We start from the raw sequence: 22255 nt of genomic DNA on the forward strand, positions 1-22255 counted from the left end.
CCACAGCCAGCCACCGTCAATGCTATAGGTTCTGCGGAGGGCCGACCAACGCGGCCGCGGGGACGGGGAGTGTCTCCGGGCGGGCAAGGTCCCAGGCCATGCTGGCGCTGAGGCTGATTCCCCGCGGCCCTGTCCGGCGGGTGGTCCCCCGGATCAGCAGCAGCCGGGTGCCGAACAGGAGCGGGCCGGCGTTTTCCTGGGCCTCGTGGAAGAAAACCGAGTCGATGCATCCGGTGCCGTCGTCAATGCTGATGAACACCACCCGCCTGCCCCCGCGCATGGGAGGCGTCTGGGTGGCGACCCGCACCCCTGCCACCAGCACTTCGGTGCCGTTGCGCAGGCCCAGCAGCTTGTCCGCCGTGGTCACCCCCAGGCTGTCCAGCAGCGGCCGGTGGCTGTCCATCAGGTGGCTGCTGACGTCCACGGCCAGCAGATCCAGCTCCGCACGGACATTGTCTGCCAGGGTGGGCGCGGGAAGGCCCGGCCGAACGTTGCGCAGTTCAATATCGCCCAGGGGCAGGGACAGCTGTCCCTCGAGGACTTCCCTGCCTTTCCGCGCGCTGCCCGGGGCGGAGAGCTCCTGAAGGTGGTGCACCAGGTCCGCCCGGTTTGCCGTACCGCCGGCTTCCCGGTGCAGCGAATCAAAAGCGCCCAGCTGGGCCAGCCGTTTGATGTTCGGCTTGCTGACCCTGGCCCGGGCGCGGAGATCGGCAAGCGAGTCGTACGGCTGGCCCGCAACGATCCGCTTAAGTTCGGTGGCGGACAGGCCGTAGATCCCATTCAAACTCAGCCGGATGCCCAGTTTTCCGGTATCAGGCCCGGACAGGATCCGCTCCACCCGGTACTCGGCGTGGCTGCGGTTGATGTCCAGGGGAAGGATGGGGATGCCCATCCGCCGCGCTTCAGCCACGAGCAGCCGCTTGGGATACATTCCCGGATCGTGCTCCCACAGGCCGGCCAGGAAGGCTTCCGGATGGTGCGCCTTGAGCCAGGCCGACTGGTAGGTGGGCACGGCAAAGGCGGCACCGTGGGCTTTGCAGAACCCAAAACTGCCAAAGGACTTAAGGGTCCCCCAGACCTTGTCCACCACTTCCGGGGTGTAGCCGTTTTTCCGTGCTTCCCTGCGGAAGAACTCCTCCACGCCCAGTTCGAGCGCTTCGTTGCCCAGGGCACGGCGGAATTCGTCCGCCCGCGCCAGGCCGCAGCCGGTCATGACATCGAAGGTCTTCAGGATCTGTTCGTGGAAAACCGTGACCCCGTGTGTTTCCGCCAGGACGGGCTTCAGGTCCGGGTGCGGATAGACCTCGGGGGCGAACCCGTGCCGGTGTTCCAGGAAAGGGCGTACCATGTCCGATTTCATGGGCCCCGGCCGGAACAGCGAAATATCGATGATGAGGTCGTTGAACTCGCGCGGCGCCATTTTGCCGATCAGCTCCCGCTGCCCCGGGGACTCGATCTGGAAACAGCCCAGGGTGTGGGTGCTGCGGATGAGTTCGAAAGTCGCTTCGTCATCCAGGGGCACGGCGTTGAGGTCGATGCGGCCGTTGTCCGCAATGTAGTCGGGCCCGGAGCCGTCAGGTCCGGGCGCGTGGCGGCCCGCGGACACCACGTCCTCCTTGCCGGAATGGATGCGGATGACCTCCCGGACAGCAAAGGCCATGGCACTCTGCATCCGGACGCCCAGCACGTCCAGCTTGAGCATCCCCATGGGGTCCATGTCGTGCTTGTCGAACTGGCTCATGGGCAGCCCGAGGCCGCTGGGCTGCACGGGAGTGCGGTCCAGCAGGGTGGCATCCCCCAGGATCACCCCGCACGGGTGCATGGAGATGTGCCGGGGCAGCCGGTCCAGGCGTTCGGTGAGGTCCACCAGCATGTCCAGCTGCTGGTTTCCGTCCGCGTCCCGCCGCTCCACACGGCCGGCGAACCCGCGCAGCTCCGGTTTCTCCTGCAGCGCCTCGCGGAACTTTCCGGCCGAAAACCGCCACAGCTGCTTGGCGATCTCCCCCACTTCACCGTCATCCATGCCCAGGGCAAGCCCCGCGTCCCGGACAGCACCCCGGGCACGGTAACCGTTCTGCATGCTCATCAGCGTGACCCGCTCCGCGCCGAAGCGTTCGAAGATGCGGTGGTAGACGTTATGGCGTTCGGCGCTTTCGACGTCGATATCAATGTCCGGCAGGGTGGCCCGGTCCCGCGACAGGAACCGCTCGAAAATCAGGTCGTGCTGCAGGGGGTTCACGTGGCTGACCTCGATGAGGTAGTTAACCAGGCTGGACGCCCCCGAGCCGCGCGCAGCGGCGCGGACCCCCATTTCCTGGATCATCCGGGACACTTCTGCCACGGTCAGGAAGTAGGCGGAAAACCCCAGGTTCCGGATGATGCCCAGTTCATGCTCCAGGCGGGCCAGCATGTCCCGTTCAGCTGACCCGGCGATACCGGGGAACCGCCTGCCGATCCCGGCGTGGCAGCGCTGGGTCAGTTCCGCATGCGGGTCCTGGCTGATGCCAAGGACGGAGGCTTCGGGAACCACCGGCCGCTTCCAGCCCATATCCGATGCGGGATCGATCCGGCAGAGGTCCGCGAGCGCCTCGGTCTGCGCCATGAGCTGTTTGAGGTCCGCGGCGCCATAGCCGGCCGCGGAGATGATTTCCTTGCCCAGCTGGAGCATCTGCGCGGATGTTTTCAGCCAGCCCCGGCCGGTGGGCTGCAGCAGCGGTTCGCCGGCGAGCTCCGGGAGGGATTTCAGGGTGCGGGCCGAGTCCAGGACGTCCGCTGTGGGCGCCCCGTCCGCGGCACAGTACCTGACGGCGTTGGTGAGGATGGCGGGGATGCGGTGCTCTTCGGCGAGCTTGAGCATCCGGACGGCGTGGGCCGTGCTGAGCGGCGTCCCGGGAGGGCTGAGCTGGGAGACGATTTCGGTCACCACGGTGCCGGCGGGCATGGCGTCCAGCCATGCCTTGAACAGGGTGCGGGGGCGCAGGTAGCGCCGTCCGCCCATGGCACGGCCCACGTCCGAGTCAGGGCCGATCAGCACGGTGAGGACGGGTTTGAGGGTGTTCGGGTCCAAGGTGCGCGATGCCAGTTCCGCGCGGGTGACGGCAGCCGGGACCGCTCCCCCGGATTTGCCCGAGGTGCGGGCGTGGGCATCCGATACCAGCCGGCACAGGGCACGGTAGCCTGCCCCGTTGTTGTTTCCGCGCGCCAGTACCACCACCCGGCCGGACACCTGGGTGCGGTGGTCGCCGTCGTCGTCGAAAACTGCGAGGTCCACCCCGACGATGGGATCGATTCCCGCGGCCATGCAGGCTTTGAGGTGCTTGACGGTTCCGTACAGGCCGTCCCGGTCCGTGCAGGCGAGCGCTGTTGCCCCGTCCGCCGCGGCGGCCTGGGCGAGTTCCTCGGGCCAGGAGACCCCGTAGTGCGCACTGAAGGCGGTGGAGACGTGGAGGTGGGTGAAGCTCATGCTGTCCGGGGCCGCAGTGCATCGTGGATCCGCAGGAGCCGCCAGCGGCCGCTGCCGGTATGGCGGGAAAGGTCCAGGGTGAGCGGCTCCCCCGCAGCATCCGGACCGTTGGCTTCCGGACCGGCGGTGGGGAGGACCTGGACGCGCCAGATTTCATGGTCCACCAGGCCGGGCCCGCTGCCCAGGGGCGCGCGGCGTTCCTCCGCCCACCATTGGCGGCGCTCATACCAGCGGACCGGTTCGGCGCAGACCGTGTATGACCGCCCGCCCCAGCAGAGTTCCCGGGGCTCGCCGTCCGGAGAGCACGCCACATCCACGGATTCACTGAACAGGCCCATGGCTGCCTCCCCGGATGGAACGAACGAATTATTCGAATATGTGTTCGAATAATTCCAGTCTACGACGGGGCCAGGACAAAACCTAGACGGGGGTGGACTGACGGTGCGGCAGGGAGCAGGATGGAGCCATGAGCACCGATGACGCACTCCTCAAGCAGGCAAGCCTCACAACGCAGGACTCCACTGCCATCGCCACTTTTGACATAGACGGCAGCATTCCCGGTTCCGGCGCCTATGTGGTGGGCCTGATGGGGGCCACGCCGGACTACTCCGCGCAGCGGCGGCTGTGCATCGAATTCATGAACGGGGAGGCCATCGCCTTCTACTCGTTCAACCGGGACCAGGGCATAGAAGAGGACTATGACCTCTCCGGCGTGACCCATTCGGCCACCAGCATTACCGGGCAGTTCCCGCTCGCCGCCATCAACGGGCTGGGCGAGGGCCACGTGATGACCGCCTTCAGCGAGGCAGACGGAAGGGACTTCCAGTCCGGCGTGCCGGTCTCCGAGTCCCTCTAGAGGGTTTTAGCCGTTGCCCTTGTGCACGCGCATTTCGAGTTCGATGAACCCGGAGATCATGGCCCGGTAGGTGGATTCGACGATGTCCGGGTCGATGTCCTTCTTTTCCGCGGCCGAACGGACGTGCTCGATGATCCGTTCCACGCGTCCGGGTGCCCGCACTTCGGCGTCGTCCCCTTTAAGGGTTCCGGCGATGCGGATGAGCCGTTCGCGCCGGGCGATGAGGGTGACGATCTGGTCATCCACCTCGTCAACGGCGACCCGTACGGCAGCAAGCTGCTCTTTGTCCGCCAGGGCGTCCCTATCATTTCCTTGAATTGTCGCCATCGTCTGACAGTATCGAAGCATGCAACCCAGAGTCGACTTCATCTCGCTAGGTGTCCGCAGTGTTGCCGCGTCCCGCGCGTTCTACGTCGACGGACTCGGATGGCCGGTCCACCGCGAACTGGAGGGCGACGTCGTATTCATACAGGTCAACCACGGCCTGGTCCTCTCCCTCTGGGATGCAGGCCAGATGCAGGCCGAGGCGGGCGTGGACGCCCCTGGCCCGGTTCCCTGCATTACACTGAGCCACAACCTGCCCGGCACCGATGAGGTGGACCGGGTCATGGCGGAGGCGGCCGCTGCCGGCGCAAGCATCATCGCCGAACCGGTCACCCAGCCCTGGGGCGGTTACAGCGGCTACTTTGCGGACCCGGACGGCTTCCGCTGGGAAGTTGCGTACAACCCCTCCTGGACAGTGGACGACGCCGGCACGGTCACCGTCTGAGCGGCGCCGCCGCCAGACGGGCTGCTTGAGGGGCTGCTAGAACAGCGCCTCCACCGGCCGGATGAGTTCCGGGCCGTTATTGCGTACGTTGCCCACCTCCCGGCCAACCGTTTCCACTTTCCAGTCCGCCGCCACGTCCCGCACCCGCGCCCGGACCAGATCCACCAGTTCCGCGGCGTCGTCCGCTGCAGGGTCGAGCCAGGCACGCATGGTGTCCTTGTCCATGGGCAGCGGCACCCGGTCATGCAGCTCCGTCAGCTTGCCGAAGACAGTTGATTCCGTCCCGGGCGGCGGGGTGTCTGCCGTCAGGATGGAAGTGGAGAGCAGCCAGCGTGCCGGCTCCCCGTCCGGCACGGAAGGGTCTTTCCACCATTCGTAGAGGCCGGCAAAGGCCAGCCCGTGGTCCGTGCCGGGGTGCACATAATAGGGCTGCTTAGCTTTGCCGGGCCCCTGCTTCCATTCGTAGTAGCCGTCCGCGGGGACGGCGCAGCGCCGGGACCGCACAGCCTTCCGGAAAGCCGGCTTTTCCAGCACGGACTCACTCCGGGCATTGATCATCCGGGAACCGATCGAGGGATCCTTCGCCCAGGAGGGCACCAGGCCCCAGCGCGCCACGTGCAGCTGGCGCACGTGCCGTGGCGCTGGTCCGCCGTCCTCCACCAGGCGCTCCAGGACGATGGGAACCTCATCGGTGGGCGCCACGTTCCACGACGGCGGGATGTGCACCTCGTCCTCCAGGGCGGCGTCGAACCCGGCCAGCAGGTCACCCACGGCACGTGCCATCACATAGCGTCCACACATGGCTCCAGCATGCCATCCTGCGAAGCCGCCCGGGAATAGCGCCGGTCGCGATACCGTTGACCCCGACGGACCCCATTACCAACAGCAAGGAGAGCCCTGTGGACTTCACTCCCGAATCCGGCACCATCACCATGTTTTCCACCACCTGGTGCGGCTACTGCAACCGGCTGAAGAAGCAGCTGGACGCGCAGGGCATCGGGTACACCGAGATCAACATCGAGGAAGTGGACGGCACCGCCGAGCTCGTGGAGCAGCTTAACGGGGGCAACCGCACGGTTCCCACGGTCCTCTTCCCGGACGGCACCGCTGCCACCAACCCCTCTGCCGCCGAGGTCAGGACCCGCCTGGCCGCGTAGCGGAAAGCGCCCCAGAAAGCGCGTTTGATAGACAGAACGGGACCGGCGGTGCGCTGCCGGTCCCGTTCTGTCCATCTGCATTAGGGAAGCCTTCCATGGTCCATAAAGTCAAAGGTGTCATCGCCCGCCCCAAGGGTGCGCCCGGACGTTTTCGCCCGACGTCGGCACCTGGGACGTCGACAACACCGTGTGGATCGTGGGCAATGACAGCGACTGCGTGGTGATCGACCCCGCGCACGACGCCGACGCGGTGGCCGCCGCAGTGCGAAGCCGGACTTTCAAGGCCATCCTGCTGACCCGCGGCCACGGGCATGGCGAGAGCACCACCACCGGCGCCGAGGCGCCGCAGCTGGACGAATGGATCGCACGCGGGCACTGACCGCGGCCTCCTGCGCGGGTCACGCCTCCAGGCTGCTGAAGGGAGCCGCCGCCAGGCTGGCGTGGCCCGCATAGGTTTCCAGCAGCGCCTTTTCCACGGCGTCCACGTCAAGGCCGGGCACCAGGTCGTCCGCCGCGCCGGCGGTGGACGGTTCCCACTCCAGACCAAGCGCCGCGTAGGTGTCCGTCAGAACCTTCCGGATGGGCCCGGAATCCTCCACCACGATCACGGAACTGAACAGCCAGCCCCCGGCCACCACGCGCTGGGCGGTGCCTACCAGCTTGATCTGCGAGCCGTTGGCGGCATCGGTGCCGTGCACGCTGAATTCCCCGGGGCAGTACTCGCCGGGAATCTCGCCCACTGCGGCCTGCACTCCGACCCTGAGCAGCGTTTCGGCGAAGAGACCGCCAAAGTAGCCGAAGCGCGTCTTTGATCCGGCGATGGCGTCATGGTCCGGTTCGATATGATCCACCACCAGTGTGCCTTGATGGTACGCCGCCGCACGCCCGCCGGCCCTGCGGACCAGCGGCTCAAAGCCGTCATCGCGGCACGCCTGTTCAGCGGCCGCGAAGCCGGGCAGCCTGGTGTCCCGCTGGCCGAACGCCACCGTGGGCTCCGGCCGGTAGAGCCGCAGGGTGGGTCCAAGTCCGCCCGCCTTGGCCCTGGCCAGCAGTTCCAGGCCGAACTCAAGGTCCCGCCCGGCGCCCAGCGACGTTTCCTGACGCACCACCGTCAGGGTGCGCCCTCCGGGGCCGGTGTCCTGCATGTTGCTAAGCTCCTTTATGGTCATCTTGCAATTCCTCGTTGTCGCCGCCGCGTTCGCCGTGATTGACGCCGTCTGGCTCAAGCTCATGAACCCGTTCTACCGCAGTCACATCGGGGAGCTGCTGGCGGACAAGCCACACCTAGGTTACGCGGTGGGCTTCTACGTCCTTTACATCGCCGGAATCGTCTTCTTCGCCCTTCGTCCCGCGCTCGACGGCGGCACCTGGCTGACCGCGCTGGGCTACGGTGCCGCTTTGGGCGCCTTCGCCTACGCCACCTATGACCTGACCAACGCGGCCACCCTGAAGGTGTGGCCGCTGCGGCTGGTAGTGGTGGACGTCCTGTGGGGTGCTGCCCTGACCGGGCTGTCCACCGTTGCCGGCTGGCTGGTGTTCCACAACAGGTCCTGACGCGCGGAGCCCGGCGCAGGGCCAGGACTCAGGTGCGGCGCAGCGTCAGGATCTGCTCGGCCCGGCCAAAGGGCCCCTGAAGGTCGTGAAGCACCGTGGAAGTCAGGCCGATTCCGTCCCGGCCAAAGGACACGGCGTTGTCCAGTCCCAGCCATTCGCCTTCCGGGCGGCGGTACATGTGGATCTGCAGGTCCAGGTTGGGGAAGGCATAGCTGTCCTTGCCCGGGGGAACGCGTGCGGCGATGCCGTTGGCCGTATCCACCATGCCCATGAGACGGGCCAGGTCGCCGCTGTCCGCCCGGTCCGTCAGGGGGTGATCGGTGCGGAGCCAGACCTTGCCGGCGCCCGGGCGATGCCCTTCGGCCACGCGCATCTCGAGGGAGCGGATATAGCCGCCGGGCCAGACGGCGGACCCGTCGTAGGGCTTGCAATCGTCCGGCCCGGCAATGGCGGCATCCTCCATGGCGGCAACGGCTGAGGTGTCCGAGGTGGCCATGCGCCAGGCGGTGGCCCGGATGGCGGTGCGGCCGTTGGCCACGAGCTCAGCCTGGACCAGTTCGATGGTCCGGCCGGGCCGGAGCGTGGTGGTTTCAATATGGAAGTCGCCGCCGGGGATCAGGCCGAGGATTTCATAGCTGAGCCGTGCCATCCGCATGTCGGTGCGGGGTTCGTGCCGCTCCAGGCGATCGGCCAAAAGGCCGGAGGCCGGCGCCATGTGCTGCTCGTGGACGTTCCAGGCACCCTGGGCGTGGATCGTGGAACGGAACCGGCCGCCGTCGAGCTCCTGGTAGTAGAAATGTCCTTCAGCCAGTTCAGGCAGGTCTGTGGTCACCGTTGGCCCCTTCTGCATGTTTAAGTGAATCGGCACTAACTCTAACGGCTTGTCCAAAACATCCCGCCGCCGGGACTCGCCGAAATGTTGGAGTCCGGACGGCGCCGTCTGGGTAGACTCAGGAACTGGGTCCTGTCAGCAACCCTCGGAAGAGGAGTTACATGCGCGTCATCAGCTACAACCTCCGCAAACACAAGGCCAGCGGCGAGCTCCTTGCCCTGGCCCGGAACCATGACATCGATGCGATGTGCCTGCAGGAAGTGGATTCCAGCGACCTGCCGGAGACGCTGGGCCCGCTCCATCTGGCCGACGCCACCAAGGGCAACCGGCTGGGGCTGGCCATCTATTACCGCACCAGCCGCTTCACGGCCATGAACACGCAGTCGTTCGCGCTGAAGAAGTCGATGCATGACCGGGTGCTGGCCCCGGCACATGAGCGCCTGATCGGCACGCGGGTCATGGACAATGAGACCCAGCACGAACTGGTGATCGGCTCCTTTCACGCTGCCCCGCTGACGGCATCCAACTCGCTGCGCCGCAAACAGATCCACGCGGCGCACGCTGAACTCCTGACCATGGGTAAAGGCCTGATGACGCTCATGGTGGGTGATTTCAACTACCCGTTCTTCACCAAGAACCTGGACATGCACATGAAGAACTCAGGCTATGCGCTGTCCCTCAGCAACCGCCGGACGTACACGCGGTACAAGGTATTCAAGGGCCACTTCGATTTCGCCACGTCGCTGGGACTGGACATCCAGAGCGTGGAGACACTGCCGCGCGGGAACTCGGACCATCTTCCCATCCTGGTGACGGCGGAGTACGGTCCGGACTATTAGGCGGGTTTCCGGGCTTCCAGCCGCTTCCGCAGTTCCGGCCAGGCAGCAGCGAAGCCGGGGTGCAGTTCCTTGCGCTCCACGTCGGCCAGCGGCACCCAGAGTAATTCAATGCTCTCGGGATCACTGATCACCGGGTCGAACGGCTCACGCGCCAGCACCACCACGGTGGTGTAGGACCAGTAGCCCAGGTCCAGCACCGAGGTGAAGAGGACATCAACGTTCGACGCCGGAACCGCAGCTTCCTCCCACGCCTCACGGAGGGCACCGGCCACTGCCCCTTCCCCCTCGTGCAGCGCACCTCCGGGCAGGCCCCAGGTGCCGCCGTTGTGACTCCAGGTGGCGCGGTGCTGCAGCAGGACGCCCTTCGCGGGATCGTAGGCCAGCACGCCGGCGGCGCCGAAGCGGCCCCAAAACCGTCCCTGCCCGCCCTCCACCCAGGCATCGCCGGGATCACGCGGGCCGGTCCGGACGGGCGGGGTGGAAGTCACTGAATGATCCATGCGCACCAGTCTGACAGGCGCACCCTCCGCGGCGCACCCGTTCGTAACAGGCGGCTTCAGTAAAAATGCTTCAGCAAAAAGTGGTTCAGTTACCGTGCCCGCGGTCTACGGCGAAATCACCGCCGGGGTACATGACTGTTTCGTGGCCGTCGTCAAAGCGGACCAGGTACGGCGGTGTCCCGCCAGGCCCCCTGACTTCGACAATAACGCCGTGCCGGTCGGAGGACCCGACGTTCCGTCCGTGCACGATGATGCGGTCTCCCTGTGCTGCCTCCATCGCATTCACCTCCAGTCCCAGATTACGACTGCGGCCGTGGACGCGACAGGGGCGCCTCACCCGGTTTCCACCTGCGGCCGGTTTGCGGGTTGGCAGGGAGAGCTTCAATGCCTAGGGTAGAAATGTAAGCCTACTTACTTTTGCTGCGAAGCATTCCCAGTCGTCAGGAGGACCACCCATGACAGACCAGTACACCTTTCGCAACCCGGTCACCGCGTACGAGGAAATCTCCCCGCCGAAGCAGCACCAGCCGGAGCCGGGCCTGGATGCGGCACTGGTTCCCAAGGCAGACCTCGGCGAAGAAACCTACCGCGGAACCGGCCGCCTGGAAGGCCGGAAGGCGATCGTGACAGGTGCCGACTCCGGCATCGGCGCCGCGACAGCCATCGCGTTCGCCCGGGAGGGGGCCGACGTCGTCCTTTCTTACCTGCCCGAGGAAGAGGAGGATGCCGGGCGCATTGCGGGCCTCATCGAGGCCAGCGGGCGGAAGGCCGTCAAGGTGCCGGGCGACCTCAAGGATCCCGCCGTGTGCCGGGAAGTGGTGGACACCGCAGTGTCGGCCCTGGGCAGCATCGACATCCTGGTGAACAACGCCGGCAAGCAGGTGGCCCAGGAGGAACTGGCAGGCATCACGGATGAGCAGTTCGACCACACGCTTAAGACCAATGTGTATGCCATGTTCTGGCTCACCAAGGCCGCCCTGCCGCATATGCCGCCGGGCTCGACCATCATCAACACCACCTCCATCCAGGCCTACAGCCCTTCCCCGACGTTGGTCGATTACGCCACCACCAAGGCCAGCATCAACAACTTCACCAAGGGCCTGGCGCAGCAGCTTGCGCCCAAGGGCATCCGGGTCAATGCCGTGGCGCCGGGTCCCATCTGGACACCGCTGCAGGTCAGCAGCGGCCAGCCCAAGGAAAAACTGCCGGAATTCGGGCAGTCCACTCCCCTGGGGCGCGCCGGCCAGCCGGCCGAGCTGGCACCTGCCTACGTCTTCCTGGCCTCGCCGGAGTCCAGTTACGTGGTGGGCGAGACGCTGAACGTCAACGGCGGCAACCCAACGCCGTAGCCCGGCACGACCGGCTGCCGGCGCCGCCGCCGGAGCGCAGCTATTCTGCCGCCTGGTCCGGCATGTCCAACAGCAGCCGGTCCGTCGCGGCGTCGGGCACGCCGTCGAAGAACGTGGCGAGGACGGTCTTGAACACCGTCTCCCCAGGCGCTGCGCGGAGGAACAGGGTCGCGGACGAGTGCAGTTTGCGCGCGTCGATGCCGCCCAGGATTTCGTCCGCGGAGCGCCCGGCATGGGCGGCGAGTGCCTGTGCGCATTCCAGGAGCCGGGGGCCCAGCACCGGATGCGCCAGATAGGCTCTGGCTTCTTCGAGAGATCCGATCGCGTAGCGCTGTGACGTGGGGCTTTGGCCGAGCCCGGCAACCTGCGGGAACACAAACCACATCCAGTGGCTGCGTTTATGCCCTGTCTGCAGCTCGGCCAAAGCCTGGTGGTATGTCCCACCGCTGTCCTGGGCGGCCGTGAACCGCTCAAGGTTGTACCGGTCATTCATGGTTCCCTCCGATCCGGGCCGCGGCCCGTAGCTGACGATCCGGATCCGCCTTCCAGCGATCCAGCACCGAAACGGCCCGCCTCCGGTCCTTTTCGCCGAGTGCGCCAAGCAGCGGAACAAGGACGTCGGCCATGAGCGGATCTGTCAGTTCCGGGGTGTGCGCGGACCTGAGGAACCCTTCGATGCGGGTCAGGTCGGTGTGCCGCAGCAGACCCACCCTTGCCTGAAGCAGCACCACCGCTGCAAGTCTCCGTTCAAAGACAGGCCTGCTCCCCGGCTTCGGCACGCCCCAAAGTGCCGAAGCCAGGAACACCACCCCGTCATGGTCCAGGTCCCGGAACTTCCGCAGCGCGTCCCTGACGGTTCCCCGCACGGCACCCACAGATGCCCCGTAGGAGGCCAGACTGCCGCCCAGCCGCCCCTCGACGTCGTCCGCCCTGTACCAGGTACCCTCGTTCTGCAACGTGCGGTCGATGAATGCGGCCACATCCTGGACCGCTGTCACCGGCGTCCCGCCGCTGCGTGCGTGATGCAATAGGGCGTCCAGGGCCTGGCCTCCAGACGGCCCTCCGCAATGGCTTCGCCGCACACCGCGCAGATGCCGTACGTCCCGTCATCGATTCGGTCCAGCGCGGCCTCCACCTGGTCCAGGCCGGCGCTGCTCTGCTTGAGGAGCGCGGAGGCCTGCGACAGTTCAAACGCGATGGTGGAGCCTTCTGGATCGTGTTCGTCGTCCACATTTGCGTTCTGACGTGCCGAATTAGCCGAGGCGATATCCGCACGAAGGGCCGGCAGGAGCGCCACCTTGCGGGTGCGTTCCTCCTCCAGCATCAGCCGGAACCGCTCAAAATCAGGCATGCCCAAAGCCTAGCCCCGGCCGCCACGCACGTCAGTACCGGCCCACCGCCATCCAATGGCCCCATGCCCTGCAGGGCGACCACCACCGGTCACGGATGCAGGCTTCCGGGGGCACGGCGCGGGGCCGTGATCGCGGCCCCGGGACATAGTCCGCAATACCACATCCTTCAAGGGCTGACTGAGCTTGCAGGCGCGCAAACCGCAGGCAGCAGTCCGGGATTGTTACGATGTGATGCATTTCACTTCGGACCCGTCGGCTGCGGGCGTCTTTCGAGGTCAGCGCGCCATGCAGGGTGAATCCAAACGATAGCCTAATCCGAGAGAAGGGCCTCGGATGTTATCCAAACGTGACATTTAGGTGGACGGCGGGTTACGGTCGAGTGGTGTCCCTCCCCGATGGGACATTCCCACCAGCCTGCCGAGCCCTGCCGCTGGACCGGGATACCACCGTTTCCAATTGGCAGGGACGGGGGAACCAAGTTTCCACGGCCTCATTGAGGCCTAGGGGTTAAGTCGAAAGCCTTTCCGCTTGTGCGGATGCTTCCGACCGGGCATCTCCAGCCCGAACCCGACAGCTCACCCCGCAGGCATGGGAGAGGCGATTCACTGTGTCAAAAATTTCCACCACCGCCCGTCATCGTGCAACTCCGACCGGCTCCATCACCGTCCAAGGCCTGGCCCGGACCTTCGGCCGTCCCGCACTGGCAGTAGCCGCGGCATCCGGCATTGCGCTCAGCGTCGGCGCCCCCGCCCAGGCAGGTGTGAGCGGCCCGGACGCTGAAGCAACGTCGGTCCAGACGTCCTCCGCACCCGCGGCAACTGCTGCCGCGGCAACTGCTGCCACCGTGCACACCGTGGTTTCCGGCGACACCCTGGGCGCGATCTCCGCTGCCCACGGTGTGGCTCTGGCCGATGTCCTCGCGGTCAACGGCCTCTCCATCGACACGATCATCTACCCGGGCGACCAGATCGAGATCCCCGGCGCAGGCTCTGCGGCGGCTGCACCGGCAGTTGCACCTGCGCCCGCACCCGCACCGGTCCAAACGACTGCAGCGGCGCCGACGAACACCGGCATGAACCTGTCCTACGCGTCCACCGCGCCGGCCGAGTCCACCGGCACGGGCACCGGCGCAGGGATCCTCGCCTCCGCCTACAGCCAGATCGGAATCAACCAGGACTGCACCGCCATGGTCGAGACCGCCCTGCGCTCGGTCGGAAAGAGCGTTGGCGACCTTGCCCCCACGCAGTTCTACCAGTACGGAACCGTGGTCTCCACCCCGGCCCCCGGCGACCTGGTGATCACCTCCGGCCACGTCGGCGTTTACGCCGGCGACGGCCAGGTTGTGAGCGGCGGCATCGACGGCTACAAGACGGACGTGCACTCGCTCAGCTGGCTCGCCGGCGCCTCCTTCGTGCGCGTGGCCTAGGCAGCACCAAGGGCCGGAAAGGGCGGCATTCGGAAATCATCCCGAATGCCGCCCTTTCCCCCTTAAACATCCGGCAGTTGGCTGGCGTTCAGGTTCCGCAGAACGTCAGGTAATCACCAAAGCTTTCGGGGGCTGCCTCCTCGTAGCGCTCCAGCCCCGGCCGCCGCCGGTATGGCTCGGAGAGGACTGCGACGAGGCGCTGGAACGGGCCGATGTCACCTGCGGTGGCTGCATCCAGGGCTTCTTCCACCAGGTGGTTGCGCGGGATATAGACGGGATTGACGCGGTCCATCAGGCTGGCGTCCGGCGCCATGGCCCGCCACCGCTCCGCCCAGGCATCGAAGGCGGCAAGGTCCAGGACCATTCCGCGCGCCGGCCCGGTGTTTCCGAGGGCCGCATCGCCGAGGCGGCGGAAAAACTGCGTATAGTCCACCGGACCGTCCCTAAGCAGGGCTATGACGCCGTCGACCAGTTGGGACACCTCCGCTGCCTCCGGGCTTCCTGCCGGATGTCCGGCCAGACCCAGCTTCGAGGCCATGCCCGCTGTCCAGGCGTCGCTGTAGCGGCGGCGGAACTCCCCCAGCACTTCCACTGCGGGCTCTACCGCTTTTTCCTGGTCCTCGTTGATAAGGGGAAGCAGCGATTCGGCCAGGCGGGCCAGGTTCCACTCCGCCACCACAGGCTGGTTGGCGTAGGCGTACCTCCCGCCGGTGTCGATGGAGCTGTACACGGCGGCCGGATTGAATGCGTCCATGAAGGCGCAGGGCCCGTAGTCAATGGTTTCACCGGAGATGGTCATGTTGTCCGTATTCATGACGCCATGGACAAACCCCACCAGCATCCACTGCGCCACCAGCGACGCCTGGGCCTCAACCACGGCCCTGAACAGCGCCAGGTAAGGGTTGCCGGCCTGCGCTGCCGCCGCATAGTGGCGTGCTATGGCGTGGTCAGCGAGCCTGCGCAACAGGTCGGGATTGTCCGTGGCCCGCGCGTACTGGAACGTACCCACGCGCAGGTGGCTGGCGGCAACCCGTGCCAGCACCGCACCGGGCAGCATCGTGTCACGGCGCACGGGGCGGCCGGTGGCAACCACGGCCAGGGAGCGGGTGGTGGGGATTCCCAGCGCGTGCATCGCCTCGCTCACCAGGTACTCGCGAAGCATGGGTCCGACGACGGCACGGCCGTCCCCGGCTCTGGCAAAGGGTGTGCGGCCCGACCCTTTGAGGTGGATGTCCCGCAACCGGTCGCCGTCGGACGAACTCCCGTGCAGCGGCAGCTCACCCAGGAGGAGGGCGCGCCCGTCGCCGAGCAGCGGCGAATAGCCGCCGAACTGATGCCCGGCATACGCCTGGGCGACCGGCGCAGCGTCCGGCGGGACGTCGTTGCCCACCAGGAACCTGGCGCCCTCCGGGCTGCGCAGGAAAGCCAGGTCCAGTCCCAACTCCCCTGCGAGGGCCTCGTTGAGGACGAGCAGCCGGGGTTCGGGCGCCTCTTCCGCCTGCCAGGGAACAGCAAGTTCGGGCAGCTCCCGGGCGAAACGTGATTGAAAGCTGACGGTCGATTCCGCTACACCGCTCATGGGTTAACCCTAGCCCCGCCCGGCGCGCTGCGGGCCGTCACTGGGTGGCCGCTCACGGCAGCCTCACGTGACTGCGTGCCCGCCGGGAAAGTCGCCATGTTCCCCGGCCTGGGCCTCCTCCTGGAGCAGTGGGTCCTCCTGCCAGGCGTCCGGGTTTTCCTCGGCAGCGCCCGGATAGCTGTCCGGTTCTCCGTGGACGGGGTCCAGTTCGAGGGAAGAGGCAGCGCCGGGGGCCTCGTCCAGGATGACGTCCTGCTCCGGAACAACTTCCAGTTCGTCGTCGGGGAGCTCCTGCTCAGTCATGGTGATGCCTTTCCACGTATCGGATCAGTCAATAAAGTAAGCATACTGATGAAGATGGTGCTGTGTGAACGGCCAGGCATGGGAAAAGGGTGACTTTGGGCCCTACCTCCCCGGGGGTTTTGCGGCCACGCTGGTGGCATACGCCCGTAAAGGACCCCGCAGGAGCAGGACATGGCAGCCCGCAAGCCCATTGCCGTCGGCACGAATGACACGCCCCAGAGCCACGCAGCAGTGTCCTGGGCGGCCCGGCGGGCCCACAGGGACCGGCTCCCGCTGGTGATCCTGCACGTCGTGGACGAGCGTTGGCTTTCCGAACCCTACCCGTGGCGCAGCGTACTCCAGGAGTCTGGGGAACGGATCCTTGAGGCCGCAGCGGCACGGGCGCGGGCGTTCCCATCCCTTGAGGTCAGTACCGCCGTCCTGGCTGGCGGAGTGGGCCGGTCCCTGGCCAACTATTCGGACCGGGTGTCCATGCTGGTGGTGGGGTCCGGCAGCGGGCACCTCGGCGGCGTGCTTGCCGACCGGGCGCTGCAGGTGGCGTCGTCGGCGGATGTCCCTGTCGCCGTCGTCGGAACCCAGGCTACGGAGGGCCGGCCCGGGGTGGTGGTCGGCGTCGACGGATCGGAAGAAGCGGTGCGCGCGGTGGCCTTTGCAGCCGCCGAGGCGGACCGGGAGGGCGACGAGCTGACCGTGGTGTACGCCTACAGCCCCCCTGACCGTCTTCCGGATGCAGGATTCACCCCGGAACTCGTTGCCGAGCTGATGGAAAAAGAGGAGCGGATCGTTCTCTCTGAAACCGTCGCCGGTCTGATGGCCGACTATCCGGACCTGGTGGTTCACCAGCGGCTCGAGCCGGGCCGCGATCCGGCGCAGGCCCTGGTTCAGGCAGCAGAGGGTGCCAGGCTGCTGGTGGTCGGCAACCGGGGACGCGGCGGGATCAGCCGGCTTGTCCTGGGCTCAACGGCACACGGTGTCCTCAAGCGCCTGCCCTGCCCCACGATCATCACGCGAATTCGGCCACTGAACCAGAAATGAAGTCCACTCGAACAGGAATGAGGACAGGATCCATGACATCCAGCCAGCCCATCGCCGTCGGCATCAGCGACACCGAAGCGTCCAGTGCGGCACTGATGTGGGCAGCGGCCCGTGCCAATCGCCGAAAGGTGCCGCTTGCGGTGCTCCATGTCATCGACGACCGGTGGATGGCCGGCGAGGCGCTCCCCTACGTGGACGTCCTGCGCCAGTCCGGACTGGACCTGCTCGAGGTCGCCGGACAGCGGCTGCGGGCGGCTGAGCCCGGCCTGGCCTTCACGCTCGATCTCCTCGAAGGCGGCATCGGCTCAACGTTGGGCGACTATGCGAAGAATGCTTCGATGCTGGTGGTGGGTTCCAGCAGCCACGCACGCGGCGCGCTCACCGACCGCGCGCTTCAGGTGGCGGCGACGGCGGAAGTCCCCGTGGCCGTCGTCGGTACCCACGAGGCCCAGGGCAAGGGAGTCGTGGTGGGCGTGGACGGATCCCGCGAGTCCACCCAGGCAGTCGCCTTCGCCGCTGCCGAAGCGGACAACCTGGGTGAGGAGCTTACCGTGGTGTACGCCTTTACCGGGCCGAACCGCTGGATCAAGGCCGGACTGCCGTCCAGCAGCTTTGCCGAGCTGGTGGTTGAAGAAGAACAGATTGTGCTTTCCGAAGCAGCCGCGGGAATCCGGCAGGACTACCCGGGACTGGTGATCAAGGAGGTCCTGGAAACCGTCATGGAGCCCGCAGACGCGCTGATCAACGCGGCAACAGGGGCAGCCCTGCTGGTGCTGGGCAGCCGGGGCCGCGGCAGCTTCGGCCGGCTCCTGCTGGGATCCACGGCGCACGGCGTCCTGACCAATCCGCCCTGCCCAACCATAATCACCAGGCTGAAGAAGTCCGCCCACAAAGGCTGACAGAGGCAGCCTTGAGGAGGCCCTGATGTCACTCTCTGAGTTCGAGAAGCGGGAACTCGACCGCATCGGCGATGAACTGCAGCACGAGGACCCGCGATTGTCCTCGCTGCTGGACGGTGACGCCCTCCTGCGCGGGAACCGGGCACGGGCCCGCCGCGGACTGACGCTGCTGGCTTTGGGGCTGTGCCTTATGGTGGCCGGCCAGGTCCTGCAGACTTCCATCCTGGGCGTTTCCGGGTTTGCCCTGCTTTGTGTTGGGGCCTTCCGGACCGTGCGGGATGTGCAGAAGATGCTGGACCGCGGCAACTAGCCTGCGGGATCTTTTTCCGGCACGGCCTGCGCGATTCCCAGCGCGGCCTGCGCGATCTTTTCCCGGAAGGTGCGCGATCTTTTCCCGGAAGGTGGGGGCGTTCCCGGAAGGTTTCCCGGAAGGTGGGGGCGTTCCCGGAAGGTTTCCCGGAAGGTTGGGGGCGCGTTCCCGGAAGGTGGGGCGCGCCTGGCGGAGTTCGCCGTCGTCGGCCGCTGAGCCCGGGGAGCTCAGCGGCCGCAACTGTCCGGCTGCAATTGTCCGGTTACTGGCGCCTGGGGCTGCCCGAGACCGCTCGGCCAAGGAAGATTCCCAGGCCCAACATGACGACCGCAAGCACGACGTGGAGCCAGTTGTCCGCGGCGTTGACGGGGATGAAATTCACGGAAGATGCCTGATCGATCAGGAGCCCATAGAGCGCGATCACCAGATAGAGCGCACCGCCGCCGATCAGGTAATACTTCGACTGGATTGCGGTCCTGCCCATGACCAACCCTGCCGCTCCGAAGAGCAGGTGGACGATATTGTGCAGGATGGAGACTTGGAAGACACCGAAGAGCATGGCCCCTGAGTCGGGTCCGGCAAAAGCCATTTCCGAATAGCTCGTAGTGACGCCCGGGATGAAACCCAGAACGCCGACGAGGGCGAAGACGGCACCCGCGGCAAGTGCAGTGAGCTCGAGTGATGTTCGATGGTGGCCGGCACCTATACCCGGATGCGCTGATGATGCAGACATCTCATACTCCCTTGGTCCGTTCTTTGTTGCTGATGGCGTCCTGGAAAGAATCCGGCCATGGTGTGGACTGAGCACGGCCGCGCCCCCGGCTTGCAGTTCAAGCTTCCACCCCCGGGAGGCTGGCATGTAGAGGCTTTGGTCCTGCTTCGCAGCTCCACGTACGCACTGAGAGTTGCGGGACAGACTAGGCGTCAAAGTGCACTGGGAGGTGTTCCTCGGAGACGGAAACGAGAACGGACGCCGCGACGTCCCGCAGTTTCACGTTTCTGGAGCTCGATGCACCACGGAGGATGGCGATGGCGGCGTCGTGACCGCAGTGGTTCTGGGCCATGATCACCCCCAAAGCAGTGTCGATGACAGTTCTGGTGGCCAAGGCCGCGTGGAGATTCTCCACCGTGTCTTTCAGCTCGGCGATCCGAAGTGCCGGCCGGAGGATCCGTGATGCCTGTGCGGCGAATTCTTGCGCAGCACAAATGCCGGCATAGTCAAATGCGTCCGGTCGGTCGACGCACAAGGTCAGTACGGTGCTCACCCCATCCTCAGTGGGCACGGGCACGCCCAGGACGGACCTTATGCCATGGCTGGCAGCGGGCCGGGCTAACCGTGGCCAGCGGTAATCGTCGGCCAGATCCCGGACCAGGACTGTGGCCTGTTCGGTTCTGGCCGTGATTCCCGGCCCCTCACGGAATCCGGTCTGCAGGTCATTCAGCAGTTGCACCAGCACCCCGCTGCCGCCGAAGGCGGAAGTCCTCTTTGGGCGGGAAAGGGTGAGTCCGCATGAGACGCCCGAACTCGTGAGGGAGAGGGTGCTCACCGCGTGGCCTGCCAGGCCGGCGAGCACCTCCCCGACGTGTTCACTTTCCATGGCAAAGCCGTCCGGCCGCCCGGGTTCGCGCCCGGAGCCGAAGGAAGCTTTAGCCCTTCTCTTGGCGGCCGTTCTCTGTAACTGGTTCCGGGTGCGGGGGTGGCTGGGCGTGCCGATCGCCTCAGCCGCGCGGGCAGCAACGCAATGGTCTTCGATGAGGCCCATGCCTGCACACGCGCGGACGTCGGATATGGCTGTCGCCACGGCTTTCTTATCACTGAAGCGCGCTGAAACCGCCAGCAACGCTCCGTCAGGCGCCATGAGCCGGAAACGGACGTAGGAACGGCGGTCGATGAAGACTTCGAAATGTCCAGCCATGATCCAGACCTTCCAGACCCCTGAGGGCTTCATCTGACGAGGCTTCAGGCCGGAAAGGAGCTAGTCGACATAAAGTCTTGCCATAGGTGTTTCGGGCAGGCCGGGCCTGCATCCGCTGATGACAGCTCAAGCCGCACCTAGTGCTTATTACAGACTAGCGCCTGCACCAGCCCGGGGACAGAAGTGGAAACCCCCTGTCCGCTGTTCGCCAATGCGTGTGGACCGACAGCGTCGATCAGCGTCGATCCAGAGGGAGGGCCTTATGGCCCTGTTGCACGTGCCCCGGGCGGGTATGTAATCGAAGGACACCGGCCCTCACGCTGGCCTTCCCTGCCTAAAACCTGGAGAACCCGTCATGTCTGACTTACTCAAATGGTCGCCGTTTACATCCTCCCGCTTGACTTCCCCTTTCAACATGGCGTTGCGCTCCCCGGCAGAAATGCTGGACTCGCTGGAACGCGCGTTCCACTTCGCAGACGTCCCGGCTCCGCTCCGGGTTGAGGAATACGTCGATGGCAGTAATCTCGTAATCCGCGCCGAAATGCCCGGTGTCGATCCGGACAAGGACGTCGCGGTCACCTTGGAGGACGGGGTCCTGCGGATCCGTGCCGAACGCCAGGAAAGAGAAGAACACAAAGACAAAGGCACCTTCCGTTCTGAATTCCGCTACGGATCCTTCAGCCGCAGCGTTCCCCTTCCGGACGGTGTAAAGGAAGAAGACATTACAGCCACGTACACCAACGGAGTCCTGGAAGTCCGCGCGCCGCTTCCCGACGAAGCGCAGCCTACGGAGCCGAAGAAGCTCCCCATCACCCGCGGGTAAGGTGGCAGCACCCCTGAACAAGACGAGATCCGGGATCGATATCCAGGCTCAACACCGACGACGTGGTGTTCAGCCGCAACCGTGCCCACAGTGCCTTCGCCCTTCACGGCCCCGCGCGGTATTCGGGGCAGTACGCTGTCGCCCGCGCCGCCACATGCCGTCTGCGCGCGGCGCTGTTCCGACACAGAACCCGTTCCGGCGCAGTCAGGCAACCAGGACCTCACCTTCGAACCGGGCGCAGGAAGCATTGCCGCTTTGCCGCTTTGACCTTTGATGCAGGCGCCAACGCTGCGGGCCTGCCCCAGATCCTTGCCCGGGAAGATCGGACCGGTCACGGCACTACTTCCAGAGTCAGGACTTTTGGCTCTGGATCGGTGCGTACCCAGGGCGGATGGTGGAGGTGCCGGGCAAACCCCGGTCCGGCGTTAACCACGGCACGGCAGCGCCCGGCCATAAGCCTTTCGGGAGCCATTCACTCCGCTGGAAACAACCCACACGCCTTTGGTGCAATCACAAGGAGGAACTCGAATGGAACGAGTCATCGACAAAGTAGCCCTCGTCACCGGCGGGGCACGGGGCATTGGGGCGGCTGTGGCGGCCAGGCTGCATGGCGAAGGGGCACGCGTGGTCATAGCCGACGTCCTGGACGAGGAAGGAAAGAAAACCGCTGAGCGCCTGGGGTCGGGCGCCCTCTACGTCCACCTGGACGTGACAAGCCCGCAGGAGTGGGAGGCGGCGGTGAAAGCCGCTGTAGAGGCATTTGGTGCCCTGAACATCCTCGTCAACAATGCAGGCATCGTGAATTTTGCTTCCATCGAAGAGTACACATTGGATCAATGGAACGCGGTGATCGCCGTCAACCTGACCGGAACCTTCAATGGGATCAAGGCAGCTATACCGGCCCTCAAACAATCAACGGGAGGCTCAATCGTCAACATTTCCTCGATTGCGGGCCTTCGGGGATATGAGCAGATTCCTGGTTACACGGCTTCAAAGTTCGGGGTGCGCGGACTGACAAAAAGTGTGGCCCTCGATTTGGGACGCTACGGCATTAGAGCCAATTCCGTGCATCCAGGAGTCATCTCCACACCCATGACGGCCGGTTTGGAGATGGACATGAGCCGCGTTGCCATAGGCCGGGAGGGGCATCCGGGTGAAGTGGCGAACCTGGTCCTCTATCTTGCGTCCAACGAATCGTCGTTTGTCACCGGCGCTGAGTTTGTCATTGATGGTGGGGACACGGCCGGCACAGTCACGCCTCCCAAACCCGAATAGCCGAAACCTGATGAGACG

Annotated in this window: 27 protein-coding genes, 1 pseudogene and 1 riboswitch; of the genes and pseudogenes, 13 read left to right on the forward strand and 15 right to left on the reverse strand. The window is 65.9% G+C overall.

Going from position 1 to position 22255, the window contains the following annotated elements; genetic code table 11:
* Positions 1-22 precede the first annotated feature (22 nt).
* Positions 23-3463: a DNA polymerase III subunit alpha gene (locus ACIQCM_RS02020; protein WP_400603572.1), complete on the reverse strand. Its 3441-nt coding sequence runs from the start codon at positions 3461-3463 to the stop codon at positions 23-25.
* Entirely contained in the window at positions 3460-3801 is a 342-nt protein-coding gene (locus ACIQCM_RS02025; protein WP_400603571.1) for a DUF6504 family protein, read from the reverse strand. Before ACIQCM_RS02025 ends, ACIQCM_RS02020 begins: the two co-directional genes overlap by 4 nt.
* A gap of 128 nt (positions 3802-3929) precedes the next feature.
* Between ACIQCM_RS02025 and ACIQCM_RS02030 the strand changes: the two genes are divergently transcribed.
* On the forward strand, positions 3930-4319 hold the full coding sequence (locus ACIQCM_RS02030; protein WP_400603570.1) for a hypothetical protein: 390 nt from the start codon (positions 3930-3932) through the stop codon (positions 4317-4319).
* Positions 4320-4325: 6 nt separating this feature from the next.
* On the opposite strand, the gene ACIQCM_RS02035 is transcribed toward ACIQCM_RS02030, so the two are convergent.
* Positions 4326-4646, reverse strand: a complete 321-nt coding sequence (locus tag ACIQCM_RS02035; protein WP_400603568.1) for a chorismate mutase — start codon at positions 4644-4646, stop codon at positions 4326-4328.
* Positions 4647-4665: 19 nt separating this feature from the next.
* Between ACIQCM_RS02035 and ACIQCM_RS02040 the strand changes: the two genes are divergently transcribed.
* Complete coding sequence (locus ACIQCM_RS02040) at positions 4666-5088, forward strand: VOC family protein (RefSeq protein WP_400603566.1); 423 nt, start codon at positions 4666-4668, stop codon at positions 5086-5088.
* A gap of 36 nt (positions 5089-5124) precedes the next feature.
* Here ACIQCM_RS02040 and ACIQCM_RS02045 read toward each other — a convergent pair whose 3' ends face one another.
* Positions 5125-5889 carry an SOS response-associated peptidase gene (locus ACIQCM_RS02045; protein WP_400603564.1) on the reverse strand — a complete coding sequence of 255 codons (765 nt, stop codon included), beginning with the start codon at positions 5887-5889 and terminating at the stop codon, positions 5125-5127.
* A gap of 98 nt (positions 5890-5987) precedes the next feature.
* Between ACIQCM_RS02045 and ACIQCM_RS02050 the strand changes: the two genes are divergently transcribed.
* Positions 5988-6245, forward strand: a complete 258-nt coding sequence (locus ACIQCM_RS02050) for a mycoredoxin (protein WP_050684421.1) — start codon at positions 5988-5990, stop codon at positions 6243-6245.
* Between the two features lie 145 nt (positions 6246-6390).
* Positions 6391-6552, forward strand: a pseudogene (locus ACIQCM_RS02055) (MBL fold metallo-hydrolase); the annotation flags it as partial.
* A gap of 91 nt (positions 6553-6643) precedes the next feature.
* On the opposite strand, the gene ACIQCM_RS02060 reads toward ACIQCM_RS02055, so the two are convergent.
* The gene (locus ACIQCM_RS02060) at positions 6644-7390 is read right to left on the reverse strand and encodes a biotin/lipoate A/B protein ligase family protein (RefSeq protein WP_400604281.1); all 747 of its coding nucleotides are present in this window, start codon (positions 7388-7390) and stop codon (positions 6644-6646) included.
* 16 nt (positions 7391-7406) lie between these two features.
* On the opposite strand from ACIQCM_RS02060, the gene ACIQCM_RS02065 reads away from it, so the two are divergent.
* The gene (locus tag ACIQCM_RS02065) at positions 7407-7799 is read left to right on the forward strand and encodes a DUF2177 family protein (RefSeq protein WP_400603563.1); all 393 of its coding nucleotides are present in this window, start codon (positions 7407-7409) and stop codon (positions 7797-7799) included.
* 28 nt (positions 7800-7827) lie between these two features.
* On the opposite strand, the gene ACIQCM_RS02070 is transcribed toward ACIQCM_RS02065, so the two are convergent.
* The gene (locus ACIQCM_RS02070; protein WP_400603561.1) at positions 7828-8631 is read right to left on the reverse strand and encodes a thioesterase family protein; all 804 of its coding nucleotides are present in this window, start codon (positions 8629-8631) and stop codon (positions 7828-7830) included.
* Between the two features lie 161 nt (positions 8632-8792).
* Here ACIQCM_RS02070 and ACIQCM_RS02075 point away from each other — a divergent pair, with 161 nt between their 5' ends.
* Complete coding sequence (locus tag ACIQCM_RS02075) at positions 8793-9470, forward strand: endonuclease/exonuclease/phosphatase family protein (RefSeq protein WP_400603559.1); 678 nt, start codon at positions 8793-8795, stop codon at positions 9468-9470.
* On the opposite strand, the gene ACIQCM_RS02080 is transcribed toward ACIQCM_RS02075, so the two are convergent.
* Together ACIQCM_RS02080 and ACIQCM_RS02085 are read right to left on the reverse strand one after the other, a co-directional pair.
* Positions 9467-9970: an NUDIX domain-containing protein gene (locus tag ACIQCM_RS02080; RefSeq protein ID WP_400603558.1), complete on the reverse strand. Its 504-nt coding sequence runs from the start codon at positions 9968-9970 to the stop codon at positions 9467-9469. The two genes, ACIQCM_RS02075 and ACIQCM_RS02080, sit on opposite strands and share 4 nt — an antisense overlap.
* Before the next feature lie 85 nt (positions 9971-10055).
* The gene (locus tag ACIQCM_RS02085) at positions 10056-10247 is read right to left on the reverse strand and encodes a DUF1918 domain-containing protein (RefSeq protein ID WP_377216083.1); all 192 of its coding nucleotides are present in this window, start codon (positions 10245-10247) and stop codon (positions 10056-10058) included.
* A gap of 178 nt (positions 10248-10425) precedes the next feature.
* Here ACIQCM_RS02085 and ACIQCM_RS02090 point away from each other — a divergent pair, with 178 nt between their 5' ends.
* Positions 10426-11319 carry a glucose 1-dehydrogenase gene (locus ACIQCM_RS02090; protein ID WP_400603557.1) on the forward strand — a complete coding sequence of 298 codons (894 nt, stop codon included), beginning with the start codon at positions 10426-10428 and terminating at the stop codon, positions 11317-11319.
* A gap of 40 nt (positions 11320-11359) precedes the next feature.
* Here the strand turns inward: ACIQCM_RS02090 and ACIQCM_RS02095 are convergent, their stop codons facing one another.
* The 3 genes from ACIQCM_RS02095 to ACIQCM_RS02105 are packed head-to-tail and all read right to left on the reverse strand — an operon-like array spanning position 11360 to position 12670.
* The gene (locus tag ACIQCM_RS02095) at positions 11360-11812 is read right to left on the reverse strand and encodes a DUF1810 domain-containing protein (protein WP_400603555.1); all 453 of its coding nucleotides are present in this window, start codon (positions 11810-11812) and stop codon (positions 11360-11362) included.
* On the reverse strand, positions 11805-12317 hold the full coding sequence (locus tag ACIQCM_RS02100) for a DNA alkylation repair protein (protein WP_400603553.1): 513 nt from the start codon (positions 12315-12317) through the stop codon (positions 11805-11807). Before ACIQCM_RS02100 ends, ACIQCM_RS02095 begins: the two co-directional genes overlap by 8 nt.
* Positions 12314-12670, reverse strand: coding sequence for a TraR/DksA family transcriptional regulator (locus tag ACIQCM_RS02105; RefSeq protein WP_400603551.1), 357 nt, complete (start codon positions 12668-12670; stop codon positions 12314-12316). Before ACIQCM_RS02105 ends, ACIQCM_RS02100 begins: the two co-directional genes overlap by 4 nt.
* Before the next feature lie 435 nt (positions 12671-13105).
* Positions 13106-13275: riboswitch (cyclic di-AMP (ydaO/yuaA leader) on the forward strand.
* A 3-nt stretch (positions 13276-13278) separates the two neighbouring features.
* On the opposite strand from ACIQCM_RS02105, the gene ACIQCM_RS02110 reads away from it, so the two are divergent.
* The gene (locus ACIQCM_RS02110) at positions 13279-14097 is read left to right on the forward strand and encodes a LysM peptidoglycan-binding domain-containing protein (RefSeq protein ID WP_400603550.1); all 819 of its coding nucleotides are present in this window, start codon (positions 13279-13281) and stop codon (positions 14095-14097) included.
* Positions 14098-14185: 88 nt separating this feature from the next.
* On the opposite strand, the gene ACIQCM_RS02115 is transcribed toward ACIQCM_RS02110, so the two are convergent.
* Both ACIQCM_RS02115 and ACIQCM_RS02120 read right to left on the reverse strand, forming a co-directional pair.
* The gene (locus ACIQCM_RS02115; RefSeq protein ID WP_400603548.1) at positions 14186-15676 is read right to left on the reverse strand and encodes a YdiU family protein; all 1491 of its coding nucleotides are present in this window, start codon (positions 15674-15676) and stop codon (positions 14186-14188) included.
* 63 nt (positions 15677-15739) lie between these two features.
* Entirely contained in the window at positions 15740-15979 is a 240-nt protein-coding gene (locus tag ACIQCM_RS02120) for a hypothetical protein (protein WP_400603546.1), read from the reverse strand.
* A 171-nt stretch (positions 15980-16150) separates the two neighbouring features.
* Here ACIQCM_RS02120 and ACIQCM_RS02125 point away from each other — a divergent pair, with 171 nt between their 5' ends.
* Genes ACIQCM_RS02125 through ACIQCM_RS02135 form a run of 3 tightly spaced genes read left to right on the forward strand, consistent with a single transcriptional unit; the run spans position 16151 to position 18223 of the window.
* Positions 16151-17014, forward strand: a complete 864-nt coding sequence (locus ACIQCM_RS02125) for a universal stress protein (protein WP_400603543.1) — start codon at positions 16151-16153, stop codon at positions 17012-17014.
* Between the two features lie 32 nt (positions 17015-17046).
* Positions 17047-17913, forward strand: a complete 867-nt coding sequence (locus ACIQCM_RS02130) for a universal stress protein (protein WP_400603541.1) — start codon at positions 17047-17049, stop codon at positions 17911-17913.
* A gap of 25 nt (positions 17914-17938) precedes the next feature.
* Positions 17939-18223: a DUF3040 domain-containing protein gene (locus ACIQCM_RS02135; protein ID WP_400603539.1), complete on the forward strand. Its 285-nt coding sequence runs from the start codon at positions 17939-17941 to the stop codon at positions 18221-18223.
* A 262-nt stretch (positions 18224-18485) separates the two neighbouring features.
* Here the strand turns inward: ACIQCM_RS02135 and ACIQCM_RS02140 are convergent, their stop codons facing one another.
* Positions 18486-18956 carry a DUF4383 domain-containing protein gene (locus ACIQCM_RS02140; protein WP_400603537.1) on the reverse strand — a complete coding sequence of 157 codons (471 nt, stop codon included), beginning with the start codon at positions 18954-18956 and terminating at the stop codon, positions 18486-18488.
* A gap of 184 nt (positions 18957-19140) precedes the next feature.
* Positions 19141-20172, reverse strand: a complete 1032-nt coding sequence (locus ACIQCM_RS02145) for an ANTAR domain-containing protein (protein WP_400603535.1) — start codon at positions 20170-20172, stop codon at positions 19141-19143.
* 322 nt (positions 20173-20494) lie between these two features.
* On the opposite strand from ACIQCM_RS02145, the gene ACIQCM_RS02150 reads away from it, so the two are divergent.
* A complete protein-coding gene (locus tag ACIQCM_RS02150; protein ID WP_400603533.1) occupies positions 20495-20962 on the forward strand; it encodes an Hsp20/alpha crystallin family protein in 468 nt (155 codons plus the stop codon).
* A gap of 528 nt (positions 20963-21490) precedes the next feature.
* Positions 21491-22237 (forward strand): glucose 1-dehydrogenase, encoded by a 747-nt coding sequence (locus tag ACIQCM_RS02155; RefSeq protein WP_400603531.1) that lies wholly within the window; start codon positions 21491-21493, stop codon positions 22235-22237.
* Positions 22238-22255 lie beyond the last annotated feature (18 nt).

It is taken from the genome of Pseudarthrobacter sp. NPDC092439 (assembly GCF_044754945.1).
In the GTDB taxonomy this organism is placed as follows: Bacteria; Actinomycetota; Actinomycetes; order Actinomycetales; family Micrococcaceae; genus Arthrobacter.

Coding starts and splice junctions, on each gene's coding strand:
- ACIQCM_RS02020 (WP_400603572.1), bottom strand. CDS start 3,463: ATGAGCTTCACCCACCTCCACGTCTCCACCGCCTTCAGTGCGCACTAC.
- ACIQCM_RS02025 (WP_400603571.1), bottom strand. CDS start 3,801: ATGGGCCTGTTCAGTGAATCCGTGGATGTGGCGTGCTCTCCGGACGGC.
- ACIQCM_RS02030 (WP_400603570.1), top strand. CDS start 3,930: ATGAGCACCGATGACGCACTCCTCAAGCAGGCAAGCCTCACAACGCAG.
- ACIQCM_RS02035 (WP_400603568.1), bottom strand. CDS start 4,646: ATGGCGACAATTCAAGGAAATGATAGGGACGCCCTGGCGGACAAAGAG.
- ACIQCM_RS02040 (WP_400603566.1), top strand. CDS start 4,666: ATGCAACCCAGAGTCGACTTCATCTCGCTAGGTGTCCGCAGTGTTGCC.
- ACIQCM_RS02045 (WP_400603564.1), bottom strand. CDS start 5,889: ATGTGTGGACGCTATGTGATGGCACGTGCCGTGGGTGACCTGCTGGCC.
- ACIQCM_RS02060 (WP_400604281.1), bottom strand. CDS start 7,390: ATGCAGGACACCGGCCCCGGAGGGCGCACCCTGACGGTGGTGCGTCAG.
- ACIQCM_RS02065 (WP_400603563.1), top strand. CDS start 7,407: ATGGTCATCTTGCAATTCCTCGTTGTCGCCGCCGCGTTCGCCGTGATT.
- ACIQCM_RS02075 (WP_400603559.1), top strand. CDS start 8,793: ATGCGCGTCATCAGCTACAACCTCCGCAAACACAAGGCCAGCGGCGAG.
- ACIQCM_RS02080 (WP_400603558.1), bottom strand. CDS start 9,970: ATGGATCATTCAGTGACTTCCACCCCGCCCGTCCGGACCGGCCCGCGT.
- ACIQCM_RS02085 (WP_377216083.1), bottom strand. CDS start 10,247: ATGGAGGCAGCACAGGGAGACCGCATCATCGTGCACGGACGGAACGTC.
- ACIQCM_RS02090 (WP_400603557.1), top strand. CDS start 10,426: ATGACAGACCAGTACACCTTTCGCAACCCGGTCACCGCGTACGAGGAA.
- ACIQCM_RS02095 (WP_400603555.1), bottom strand. CDS start 11,812: ATGAATGACCGGTACAACCTTGAGCGGTTCACGGCCGCCCAGGACAGC.
- ACIQCM_RS02105 (WP_400603551.1), bottom strand. CDS start 12,670: ATGCCTGATTTTGAGCGGTTCCGGCTGATGCTGGAGGAGGAACGCACC.
- ACIQCM_RS02115 (WP_400603548.1), bottom strand. CDS start 15,676: ATGAGCGGTGTAGCGGAATCGACCGTCAGCTTTCAATCACGTTTCGCC.
- ACIQCM_RS02120 (WP_400603546.1), bottom strand. CDS start 15,979: ATGACTGAGCAGGAGCTCCCCGACGACGAACTGGAAGTTGTTCCGGAG.
- ACIQCM_RS02125 (WP_400603543.1), top strand. CDS start 16,151: ATGGCAGCCCGCAAGCCCATTGCCGTCGGCACGAATGACACGCCCCAG.
- ACIQCM_RS02130 (WP_400603541.1), top strand. CDS start 17,047: ATGACATCCAGCCAGCCCATCGCCGTCGGCATCAGCGACACCGAAGCG.
- ACIQCM_RS02135 (WP_400603539.1), top strand. CDS start 17,939: ATGTCACTCTCTGAGTTCGAGAAGCGGGAACTCGACCGCATCGGCGAT.
- ACIQCM_RS02140 (WP_400603537.1), bottom strand. CDS start 18,956: ATGTCTGCATCATCAGCGCATCCGGGTATAGGTGCCGGCCACCATCGA.
- ACIQCM_RS02145 (WP_400603535.1), bottom strand. CDS start 20,172: ATGAAGCCCTCAGGGGTCTGGAAGGTCTGGATCATGGCTGGACATTTC.
- ACIQCM_RS02150 (WP_400603533.1), top strand. CDS start 20,495: ATGTCTGACTTACTCAAATGGTCGCCGTTTACATCCTCCCGCTTGACT.
- ACIQCM_RS02155 (WP_400603531.1), top strand. CDS start 21,491: ATGGAACGAGTCATCGACAAAGTAGCCCTCGTCACCGGCGGGGCACGG.